Below are 11,191 nucleotides of genomic sequence, written 5' to 3'. Positions count from 1 at the left end.
GAACGGCATTACGAACGTCTATGTAGCTGACTAAGGTAATTCGCGCTTTCGCCCGCTGATTTCACAGGCAATCCTCGCGCCTCTCAGTTTTCGACGTATTTAGCGGGTTTTCACACAGCCTGGACCCGAAGCAGCCGTTGAGATCTATTTGTTATCGCTTTATGTTGGTCGTTTTCATGGAGGATTCTGACTAATGGCACGCGTGGGTTTGATACTGACACCCGGTTTTGCGGACTGGGAATATGCTTTCATTGCTGGAACTGGGTCCCCGTTTTACGGGATCGACGTCAGATTTTTCGCCTCTGCTACGGGGCAGTTCCGCTCGCAGGGGGGGCTGGCTGTAACTGTGGATAGCAACTTGCAACATTGCCTGGACTGGAAGCCGGACGTTGTTGCCGTCATCGGTGGAATGGTCTGGGAACGTGCAGAAGCACCGGATATTCGAGACTTTCTTCATGCTAGTCGTTCAAGTGGGGCGACAATTGCCGGTATCTGTGGGGGAACGCTGGCACTTGCTAGGGCCGGGCTTCTCGACACGGTTGCTCATACCTCGAACAGCGCTGACTTCTTACAACAGAATGTCGTAGGTTATGAAGGGCGCACGCTTTATCGAAACAGTTCAGTAGCTGTGATTGCAGACCGCATCATAACTGCTCCAGGCCCTGCACCCGTTAGCTTTACCTGCGCAGTGTTCGAAGCTGCCGGACTATCTTCAGAGATCGTTTCGCAGTTCAGGTCATTGTTGGCAGCGGAACACGGGTAACCGCTTCGCCCTACATGTGTTCGAGTGTCCGTTTCTGGCCAAGATGCGATCGCTAGAATCCACCCACCTGTTGCCTGCATGTTTACTGATACACATGATTTGGATGGAACCACTGATGATGAACTCCGAAGGAGGTACTAAAGCGCCTTGGCCTGCTAGCGAGCGAGATTGGGTGCAAGTGCGCAACTTCAACAAAAAGCTCGCCTGGTTACCGCGCTTTCGAATTCGCAATCGCATCACGCCCCGTGTGATCCAGGCGCTGCTGCGCGCCAGTCAAATGGGCGGCGCGGGTAAATTGCTCAAGCATGGGCTTAAGGCTGAAAGAAAGGTGATTAGTCTGGGCGGCGTTCCAGTGCCTGTACGCATCATTAGGCCGAGAGGTAAGGCGAAGGGCGTTGTGCTTGATTTTCATGGGGGCGGATGGGTAATCGGAAATGCGCAGATGAATGATGACTTTAACGTTGCCATGGTAAATACGTGCAACGTCACGGTCGTCTCCGTCGATTACCGGCTTGCTGTATCGACTCCGGTTGAAGGCCTGATGGAGGACTGCCTTTGCGCCGCTCGCTGGTTACTGAATGACGACTGTAGAGAGTTTGCTGATCTGCCCGTTATCGTCGTGGGTGAATCGGCAGGGGCTCATCTGGCTGCGGCAACGTTGCTGGCGCTGAAACAATGGCCCGGCTTGCTTCAACGGGTGAGCGGTGCGCTGTTGTATTACGGCGTCTACGATTTGGCGGGAACGGCGAGCGTCCGCGCAGCGCCCCCTGAAACGCTGCTGTTGGACGGTCCTGGCATGGTTGAGGCGCTTCGCATGCTGACACCGGGCTTGAATGACCAGGAACGCCGGCAGCCACCTTTGTCACCACTGTACGGCGACTTTACGGATTTCCCGCCTGCGCTCATGTTTGCCGGTGAGTTGGATCCCCTGAGAGACGACACGCTCGAAATAGCCGATCGGTGGCTGAAATCGGCACCTGTTGAGATGCACTTGTTACCGTCTTCTCCCCACGGGTTTATTCACTTTCCGACCGCGATTGCCGCTAGCGTGCTTGCGTACAGCCGTGAATGGATCACGGCTCGAATCGACGCATTGATTCACTGAAAATGATGTAGCGGATGACTGTTTTCGACAGCCAGCCTTCGGCAGCTCTTACGGTCACGTGAGTCACTCAGGCAACCCGGCCAGCCGCAGTCCATCAGCAAACCGCGCAAAATCCTCAGGACGCTGGATTGGCAACCAGTCCTTCAGGTTAGAGACGCGCAAGGACGGATCCAGCTCATGCAAACGCTGCATCGCCTGCTTCGCTTTGTCCATGCGTCCGCTGAGTGCATGACTGGCCGCGATCAGGGCAACCGATGCCAAGAGGCAGGGCAGGTTGCCCAGCGCCTTTTCCGCCCAGGCAGCAGCGGCGTCGAAGCGCCCGGCGACGAAGTGTGCGAGCGCCATCCCGACCTGCATCCTGAACATTTCCGGATCCAGCGGACTCAAGCGAACGGCATGGGTCAACTGCTCGATGGCGGCGTCTGTTTCGCCGCGCAGTGCGCGCAGGATACCGCCCAGGAACCAGGCGGGGGCGAGGTTGGGGTTGAGCAGGCGTGCCCGGTCGAGCAGGGCAATGCCGCCATCGACATCGCCGGCGAGATGGGCAAGTGCATGTCCGCCTCGGGTCAGCGCCACCGCATCATCCCGGCCGAGCTCTACCGCCAGACGCGCAAGTCGTGCGCCCTCGGCGATTTCTCGAGGCCGATCGGTCATCCAGCCATTTAGCTTGCGCCAGAAATGGCACCAGGCTGCCATGCCATAAGCCGATGCGAACTCCGGATCGAGCTCGATGGCTTTGTAGAACAACGGCAGCGCTTCCTCGATGGCGTCGCGGGTGCCGTTGTGCAGTTTCGGCATTCCGCGCAGGTAATAGTCGTAAGCGTCCAGGCTTTCCGTCGGTTTGCGCTTGGCGCGCTCGATTTCCGCCCGTTCCAGTTGCGGCGCTATGGCGCCGACGACACTTTCGGCGATTTGATCCTGCAGCTCGAAGATGTCGTGGAGCATGCCTTCGAAGCGCTCCGCCCAGATATGCATCCCGGTCGTCGCGTCGATCAGTTGCCCGGTGATGCGTACCTTGTTCCCGGACTTGCGCACGCTACCTTCCAGCACGTAGCGCACGCCGAGCGTCTGGCCGACGCCCTGGACGTCCACGTCCCGACCCTTGTAGGTGAAGCTTGAATTGTGTGCGATGACGAACAGCCAGCGGATACGCGACAGGGCGGTGATGATGTCCTCGACCATGCCGTCGGCGAAATACTCCTGCTCCGGATCGCCGCTCAGGTTGTGGAAGGGCAGGACGGTAATGGAGGGTTTGTCCGGCAGGACGAGGGTGGGCGGAGGCGTTTGCTTCAGGTCCACGGGCGTGGGTTCTTCGATGTCAGGCTGTCGCGTTTCCCCGTCCTCATCCACCTTGATCTCGCCGACGAAGCGGTAGCCCTTACGGGCGACCGTGCGCACCAGGCGCTGCTCCTCGCCGGTATCGCCGATGGCCTTGCGCACCGCATTGATGTGGCTGGTGATCGTCGATTCCGAGACGATCCGGCCGCTCCACACGGCCTTGAGCAGGTCGTCCTTGCTCATGACGCGATCGCGGTTGCTGACGAGCTGCAGCAATAGATCGAAGACCTGCGGCCCGACAGTCACGACTTGCCCGCGCAAGGTCAGTTCCCGGCGCTGCTGATCGAGCACGTAGTCTTCAAACACGAATGGCAAGGTGAGAATCCCCTGGTCGAGCGCCCCCGACTCCGTGTCCGAGCTGGCTATTGATAAGTGGTATCGAATAATACGACAGCGTGTAACCCGCTGCACCGTCCAAAAGGGATGCCCGTCGCACACGGTTTCTTTGGACGAAAAACCAAGCTTCCCTCAAGGCAAACCCAAGGCCGGTACAAGGACTTCCCTGACGCGCGCTGGCACTCTCGATCTACATCGACGGCAATGATTGCCGTCCAGAAGCGGAGAGAAACCATGAAGATCGTCGTCATTGGAGGCACCGGCCTCATCGGATCGAAACTTGTGAATAACCTCCGCGAGCGCGGCCATGACGTGCTCGCAGCCGCCCCCAGCACGGGCGTGAACAGCATCACCCGCGAGGGCCTGGCCCAGGCGATGGACGGCACCGATATTGTCGTCGACGTGGCGAACGCGCCTTCGTGGGAAGACCAGGCCGTTCTCGATTTCTTCGAAACGTCGAGCCGTAACCTGCTGGCTGCCGAAGCGGCCGCGGGCGTTCGCCATCACGTTGCCCTGTCGATCGTCGGCAGTGAACGGCTGCCCGAGAATGGCTATTTCCGGGCCAAGGTCGCGCAGGAAAACCTCATCAAGGCGTCCGGCATTCCTTACACCATCCTGCGTGCCACACAGTTCTTCGAGTTTGTCGGCGGCATTGCGCAGGCGGCCACCGTCGGCGAGGAGATTAGCCTGTCGCCGGCGCTGATCCAGCCGATGGCGTCCGACGACGTGGCGGCGGCGCTCACCGATGTCACGTTGGCCGCGCCGGTCAATGGCACGGTCGAAGTCGCCGGGCCCGAGGCCATGCCACTCGACGAACTGGTCAGGCGCTTCCTGCGGGCTACTCAGGACGCGCGCAAGGTCGTGCCGGATGTGCACGCGCGCTACTTCGGTTCGATGCTCGACGATCAATCGCTGACGCCCGGCAAGAACCCACGCCTGGGCGCAATCCGCTTCGAGGACTGGCTCGGTCGGTCGACGGCCCAGGCCGGGCGCTGAGGTTACCCAAGACACATCCCAAGACACATCAGGAAAGCGTCGGCCTGGTCACGGGCCGCGCGCTCAAAACACCTACACACCAAGGAGCATTGCCATGTTCACCCGATATCTCTTGGCCGCCGCCTTTGCAGTGCTGTCGATCAGCGCAGCGTCGGCCGCCGAGCCGCCCGCAGGCAAGGTGACGGTCGTATTCGACCGCCCAATTCCCAACATCCCTGGCAAGAGCATGAAGGGCGTGGTGGTCGAGTACGGGCCGGGCGCCGCGTCGCCGGCCCACACGCATCCGAAAACGGCCTTCATTTATGCCACGGTCCTGGAGGGCTCGTTTCGCATCAAAGTCAAAGGCCAGCCGGAAAAGATCTACAACGTCGGCGAAAACTTCGTAGAGGAACCGGGCTCCGTGCACGAAGTCAGCGCCAACGCCAGCGACACGAAACCCGCACGCCTGTTGGCCGTGTTTGTCCTCGACACCGACGAAAAGGTGCTCGTTACACCTATTAAAAAGTGAGCCGATCCACGCGCTCATGAATGCTCGACAGCCCGGCGGCAGGCCAACTACCGCCCGTGGCTGCTGTAGTCCCAGGCATTGAACAGGAAATGAGAACATGAACGCGCTTCAGGACAAGGCCGCCATTGCCACCGGCGCAAGCGTCGAGATCCCTGTCGTGGTGGCGCGGCAACGCAAGAGAAAGATGATCGGAATCCTGCTGTGCATCGGTGCCGTGGTGGTCTTGGCTGGCGGATGGGTCGTGGCGTTTTCGAGCGGTGTGACCTCCACCGATAACGCTTATGTGCGCGGCGACCTCACCTCGCTCGCCGCCAAGGTTTCTGGCTATGTCACAGCGGTAGAAGTGGAGGACAACCAGAGCGTCCGGGCGGGTGACGTGCTGTTCCGGATTGACGATCGGGACTATCGCGCACGGCTTGCGCAGGCAGTGGCCAATGTCAGCGCTGCCGAGGCTCGCCTGACCCATGTCGATGCCGAAACCCAGCTTCAGCGTGCCCTGATTCGACAGGCCGAAGCCCAGCGCCGCTCGGCCGCCGCGCAGATGAATCTGGCGACCAAGACCGATGATCGCAGCCGCAAACTTATCGTCAGCAACGCGGTCAGCCAGGCGCTCGTCGATGAAACCGGCACGGCACGCTCCAGAGCCGAAGCGACGGTCTCGGCAGCTTCGGCAACGGTCGAGGCTCAACAACAGCGCATCGCCGTCCTTGTGGCCCAGCGAGAAGCTGCCGTTGCTGCCGTGGCGCAGGCACAGGCCTCGCGCGATCTCGCCCAGATCGATCTCGACAGCACCGTGGTACACGCGCCTGTTGATGGCGTTATCGGTAACCGTCAGGTCCGCGTCGGCCGGTTCGTTACGCCGGGGGGCGCCTTGCTCGATATCGTGCCGGTCAATGATGTGTGGGTCGTGGCGAATTTCAAGGAAACCCAGCTCGAGAATATCCGGCCCGGTCAGCGCGCGCGCATCACGGTCGACGGCTACCCCAACAGGACACTTGAAGGCGTGGTCGACAGCTTTGCGCCGGGGAGTGGGTCGGCGTTCAGCTTGCTGCCCACCGACAATGCAACAGGGAACTTTGTGCGTGTCGTGCAACGGGTTCCGGTAAAGATCCGGCTGGCCCACAACCTGTTGCCGGGCCGCATCGTGCCTGGCCTGTCCGCGCGGGTCGAGGTTGAGCAAGGGGGCGGCTCATGAGCACGGTTGCCAGCGCCACGCGGAGCAATGCCGGCGCTACGACCGGTGTCCTGCTCATGGCGGGCATCGTACTTGCCACGCTGACGGAAGCGATCGCCAGCACCGTTCTGTCGCTCGGACGCAGCGACATCATCGGCGACACCTATGCCACGCCTGATGAGTTTGCCTGGTTGGATATCGGCTACATCGCGCTCAAGCTGATCGGGTTCATGACCGCGCCTTGGCTGATGAACCGTTTCGCTGCGCGTCATGTGATCACCGGCTCAACCCTGATCATGGGCCTGGCGTGCGGCATTGCCGCCGTCACCGCTCGGCTGGATCTGCTGGTTGCACTTCGGGTTATTCAGGGCTTCGCTGGCGGCACCTTGCTGGTCGGGGGGCAGGCGATCATATTTCGCGCTTATCCGCAGTCCCGTCAGCCAATCCTCCAGGCGCTGTTTGCGATGGGCTCCGTTGTCGCGCCCGCGACACTCGCTCCGGCGCTTCAAGGATGGTTGATCGATAGCCAGTCCTGGACATGGATCTTCTTCAGCGTTGTGCCGATTGCCTTGGTGGCTACCGGACTTATGCTGATCGCAGACGGCCCAATGCCCGCCAAGGTCCGGCACCGTCCGTTTGACTGGATCGGCTTCTCGCTGATCTCTACCACCCTGTTCTGTTTCACCTACGTTCTTAGCCAGGGCAGCCGATGGGACTGGCTCGAGGAGCCTCGCATCCTTTGGCTAACCGTGATCGGCGTAGCCACTTTGCTGGCATTTCTCGGCCAACAAGTGTTGGCCAAAGGGCAGGGGATGCTGGACTTCACCCTGTTCGAAACGAGCGATTTTTCTTTCGCCTTTATCGTTAGTTTTGTCGCCGGCGCCGCCTTGTTCGGCAGTGCATTCCTGATTCCGGCGTTCGCCCTGTCGGTCCTCGGGTTCACGCCTACCGATGCCGGCCAGCTCCTGTTGCCCAGTGGCGCGTTTTTTGTCGGCGCGCTGCTCATATCTGCTTGGCTCATGCAGGCCCGCCGCGTTGCGCCGTTCGCCACCGTGCCCTTTGGAATCCTGATGATCATGGTGGCGATGTGGATGCTGTCCGGTTCTACCAGCGAAAGCGACGCCGACGACATGATGGCGGCTATCCTGTTGCGCGGCCTGGGCCTTGGCTTCCTGTTTCTATCGATCACGCTGATCGCTTTCAGCCACCTCAACAGCCGGAACCTTGCTAGCGGAATAGGCCTTTTCAATACGGGTCGCCAGCTAGGTGGCCTTATTGGGGTCGCAGGGCTCCAGACACTGATCGACCATAACGTCGTCACCAATACCGTGGTCCTCGGCGCCAACGTCACCCCAGGAGGGGCCGCGGTCATCGAACGGATGACGACCACGACAGCCATGCTGGCCGCGAAAGGAATGGACGCAGCGGCCGCTGGCCGGGCAGCGACGAGCCTTCTGGGCCGGCTAGTGACAAGTCAGTCCACGGTGATTGCCTTCGACACAGCGTTCATCGCCGTGGCCCTGCTTTTTGTAATCGCCGCTCCCGTGCTGGTCGGCATCAAGGTCGGATTCTCGCGATACGAGAAAGTGCGCGCTTCGCGATCTGTAGCGTGAGGCAGCCCGGCCCGTCGGACATCGCTTGGAGATTCGGGGGCACAGCGAAGTCGGGGCCGGCCCGAGTCGTTCGTCGTTCTGGTGCGGTAGCATGATTGCATTGGGCGTAACGATCTCAAGCAGCTCTGCAGGCCAGGAGCCCACGATGGCCAAACGGTATGAACTCCCCGACACAGCCTGGGAATTGGTTGCGGACTCTTGAGTTGGCTGCGGAGTTTATTTTATTGCTCTTCCGTCCATTCATCCATTGCTCTTTCTTGCTCTGCCTCTACCTTGTTTTGAGATTGATAACGTCACGGCGCGGCTGTATGTCCGGTGTGTGAAGCGGCATTTCCAGTCGCTCTCTGTAACTTTGATTTCTCCTTCTTCAAACATTCATCCATTGCTCTTTCTTGCACTGTCGGTTGATAGAGTCCCGGCGTGGTCGTATATCCGGTACGTAAAGCTGCATTGCCAGGCGCTCCCTGTGACTTTGCTTTTTCCTCCTTCAAGCATTCATCCATTGCTCTTTCCTGCTCTGCCGATACATCGATTTGAGGTTGGTAGTTTTCCGGGGTGGCTATATATCCACTGTCGTCATAACGTGGCTCGTCGTTTTTAACGGTGCCATCCTTCAAGCGCTCCGATGAACTAGCAATGTCTCTTGAGCTGCGATCGTCTGTTTTGGTTTCAGTCGCCGCCTGGCTTGAGTTCTGGCTGGCAGGGGGGGCACTCGATGTACCGGTGTTTGCGGTGGGTGTATCACTAGCTGTGTTAGATTTCAGAGGGGGGGTGGCGGGAGCAGAGATAGTGTCGGCTCTAACTTTTGATTTGTTTTTCTTCGCTAATTTATTACTATTCTTTTGCATTTTTTTAGCCGTTGAAAAAGCAGTGTTTAGTTCTTTCTTGTTCTTTTTGATAAGATTGTCAATCGGAACATAGCTAATGATTTGGTTGGATTTTCTTTTGATATTTGAATTATAAAACTTCACTTGCTTCTGTGTTAGCTGAATATCCGCAATAGGCGATAACCGAATGAGGCCAATAATCGCCTCGCGAGCAATAGCATACGTAAGTTGATCAAAGCTGTAAGCAAAGCTATTGCTGGATTTTGGTATGGTAGGGGGTGGTGCCATTACTTCAATGGCGCTCTCATGCTTGGAGAGCACTTTTCCTGACGCTAAATCTTTATATGTGTAAACAACATTGCACTTCGATCGAATGCCGCCCCGGGCGTTACTTATAGATGCTGAAGATATTTCTGTGCTTATTTCAACGCGGCCACTGTAGTTTCCAAATTCGATAAAGCGAGCACTGTTATGGATTTCTTTCTGGGTCGCATTCTTTATAGCATTTCCCCAGTTTGAAATTTGTAATTCGCCTAAGAGGTTATTGTCTGCATCTACATTTTCTTTGGTTTTTATTTCTGCAGGAAGCACAATAGTATCTACATTGTATGCAAGGTCGTAATAGTCAATATCAGGAACAATGCTCTTGTTTCTTTCGCTTGATATTTCTGAGTAATTTCTTGTGTTGGCACAACTTGTAATTCCAAAAAAGCTAAAAGCCAGCACGAGTAAGGCAGTTCTTTTTTTTATCGACATGTTACTCTCCTATGATTGTTGAATAGGGGCTTGCTTTGTCGCTGGCACATAACAGTGATTAGACCGACTTCGGCGATAACGAAATAATAGAGGTCTCTAGATAAGTCTGCGCTGCCCATTCCCACTTTTTTTAAAAGTTCATATAAATCATAGGCCTATATTTCGCGCCCACCCCCTTGGCTGTAATCGCGCGACTTCTGTTTTTTGACGTCAATACTCTGTTGGGTCAGGTTGATCCGCAGGAGTCGGTGAGGGCGTTGTTTTATTGCGATACGTAGTAAAAAGCCCCGTCCCATTTAAATGGGGCGGGGCTTTTGTGTTTTTAAGATCAAAAAATCGCAGCCTTCGGCAGCTCCTGCGTGTGGTGTTCGCGTGTCGTTCTAATATGTGCTCTGCGCAGATATTGCCGATACAAAACAATGCCTATGACAACCGAAAACAATCCGACCCCCACATTACCAAAAAGCCAAATTGCAAAGTTTCGACTTTGGTCCGCATCACCCTCGTAGAACGGCCCAAAGTAGCCAGACACTGCCACGAATATCAAATTAAACGCTCCGACGGCCAAGGCAACAATAAGGATGATGAATAATGCCCCTTTAACAATTTTCATATGACCTTCCAAAACTATATTTCCTTCGACTCGCGGTAGTCGGGTCAGCCCATTAGTCTACAGCCGCTCCATAGACACGAAGACTATGCCGGTCGGATAGACAATACGGTAGTGATCGAACGGTTACAAAAGATCGCAGCCTTCGGCAGCTCAGGGGGGGGATTTCAGGGGGTGTTCAGGGGCAGTCGCCCGAGGGCTCGCAGGCGCCTCCAGTGATATTGAGCGCCTGCTTTTCCAGGCTCGTTTGTATCAACGCAGCCAATTGTCGGGTGGCAGGCGCCAAGTGTTCTGCTCCTCGATAAAGCATATAGCCGAGGGTCGGCAACGTGGGTAGACCGGCAATAACGGCAAGATGCCCTGGCAATCCAATGCGGGTTCGCACTGTGAGGCCCAAACCGGCCGCAACGGCCGCCCAGATGCCACCAACGCTGGGGCTGGTCAGCGCGATTCGCCAGGGAATCCGCGCCTCATCCAGTGCCTGGGTGGCCGCACTGCGCAACACGCAAGGGGCGTCGAACAGGATCAATGGCAGGGGGGAATCGTCAGAGCCGTTGAGCGATGACCTGTCACGAGGCCCGATCCAGTGCATCTGTGTTTCACCCAGGCGCGTGGCATAGGGGGACTTGTGTCCTGTGTCCCAAGACAGGGCCAGGTCCAGGCTACCGCTGTCGATCAATGCGAGCAGTTCGGTATTGCGCGCGATCCTGACTTCGAGGCTCACCATCGGGTACATCTTGACGTAGCGTCGCAGAATGTCGCTGAGAAAGTGCTCGCCAAAGTCTTCCTGAAGCCCGAGGCGTACCGTGGTGGCGGTCTGACTTTCGTGCAGTGTCTGGAAAATGCTGTCGTTCAGTTCAAGCAGCCGACGCGCATGACTGAGCAGGGATTCACCCATCGGCGTCAACACCAGCCCTCGACCGGATTTGCACAGCACCGGAGTGCCTACCTGTTCTTCAAGCTTCTTGAGTTGTGCGCTCACGGCAGAGGTCGAGCGATTGAGCCGATCTGCCGCTTTGGCAAAGCTGTTGAATTCCACACCGGTCACGAAAGTACGCAGCACATCAAGATCGAAGGTCGGATGGCGCATTGAATCATCCACTTATTCAGGACTGTGGGTGCTATTAAATCTGATATTAGGAATGATCGCGACTTGATAGTTTTC

General features: G+C 57.3%; 10 protein-coding genes. 6 read left to right on the top strand and 4 right to left on the bottom strand.

Annotated features, from left to right (window positions below):
* The first annotated feature begins 193 nt into the window (after positions 1-193).
* Together AACY49_RS16980 and AACY49_RS16975 are read left to right on the top strand one after the other, a co-directional pair.
* The gene (locus tag AACY49_RS16980) at positions 194-763 is read left to right on the top strand and encodes a DJ-1/PfpI family protein (protein ID WP_339525222.1); all 570 of its coding nucleotides are present in this window, start codon (positions 194-196) and stop codon (positions 761-763) included.
* A 115-nt stretch (positions 764-878) separates the two neighbouring features.
* A complete protein-coding gene (locus AACY49_RS16975; protein WP_258696511.1) occupies positions 879-1,868 on the top strand; it encodes an alpha/beta hydrolase in 990 nt (329 codons plus the stop codon).
* 63 nt (positions 1,869-1,931) lie between these two features.
* Here the strand turns inward: AACY49_RS16975 and AACY49_RS16970 are convergent, their stop codons facing one another.
* Positions 1,932-3,521, bottom strand: coding sequence for a winged helix-turn-helix domain-containing tetratricopeptide repeat protein (locus AACY49_RS16970; protein ID WP_339525220.1), 1,590 nt, complete (start codon positions 3,519-3,521; stop codon positions 1,932-1,934).
* Positions 3,522-3,776: 255 nt separating this feature from the next.
* Here AACY49_RS16970 and AACY49_RS16965 point away from each other — a divergent pair, with 255 nt between their 5' ends.
* The 4 genes from AACY49_RS16965 (at position 3,777) to AACY49_RS16950 (ending at position 7,833) form a co-directional block, all read left to right on the top strand.
* Positions 3,777-4,538, top strand: a complete 762-nt coding sequence (locus tag AACY49_RS16965; RefSeq protein ID WP_339525218.1) for an SDR family oxidoreductase — start codon at positions 3,777-3,779, stop codon at positions 4,536-4,538.
* Positions 4,539-4,632: 94 nt separating this feature from the next.
* Positions 4,633-5,046 (top strand): cupin domain-containing protein, encoded by a 414-nt coding sequence (locus AACY49_RS16960; RefSeq protein ID WP_258696508.1) that lies wholly within the window; start codon positions 4,633-4,635, stop codon positions 5,044-5,046.
* 97 nt (positions 5,047-5,143) lie between these two features.
* Positions 5,144-6,241, top strand: coding sequence for an HlyD family secretion protein (locus tag AACY49_RS16955; RefSeq protein WP_339525216.1), 1,098 nt, complete (start codon positions 5,144-5,146; stop codon positions 6,239-6,241).
* Positions 6,238-7,833: a DHA2 family efflux MFS transporter permease subunit gene (locus AACY49_RS16950; RefSeq protein ID WP_339525214.1), complete on the top strand. Its 1,596-nt coding sequence runs from the start codon at positions 6,238-6,240 to the stop codon at positions 7,831-7,833. The genes AACY49_RS16955 and AACY49_RS16950 overlap by 4 nt, the downstream gene beginning before the upstream one ends.
* A gap of 293 nt (positions 7,834-8,126) precedes the next feature.
* Here AACY49_RS16950 and AACY49_RS16945 read toward each other — a convergent pair whose 3' ends face one another.
* The 3 genes from AACY49_RS16945 to AACY49_RS16935 form a co-directional block, all read right to left on the bottom strand.
* Positions 8,127-9,416: a hypothetical protein gene (locus AACY49_RS16945; protein ID WP_339525212.1), complete on the bottom strand. Its 1,290-nt coding sequence runs from the start codon at positions 9,414-9,416 to the stop codon at positions 8,127-8,129.
* Between the two features lie 328 nt (positions 9,417-9,744).
* Complete coding sequence (locus AACY49_RS16940; protein ID WP_339525210.1) at positions 9,745-10,029, bottom strand: hypothetical protein; 285 nt, start codon at positions 10,027-10,029, stop codon at positions 9,745-9,747.
* 175 nt (positions 10,030-10,204) lie between these two features.
* Positions 10,205-11,116, bottom strand: a complete 912-nt coding sequence (locus AACY49_RS16935) for a LysR substrate-binding domain-containing protein (protein ID WP_339525208.1) — start codon at positions 11,114-11,116, stop codon at positions 10,205-10,207.
* Positions 11,117-11,191 lie beyond the last annotated feature (75 nt).

It is taken from the genome of Pseudomonas sp. EL_65y_Pfl2_R96 (assembly GCF_963970905.1).
Taxonomy (GTDB): domain Bacteria; phylum Pseudomonadota; class Gammaproteobacteria; order Pseudomonadales; family Pseudomonadaceae; genus Aquipseudomonas.
This window is presented reverse-complemented; position numbering and strand designations above follow the sequence as displayed.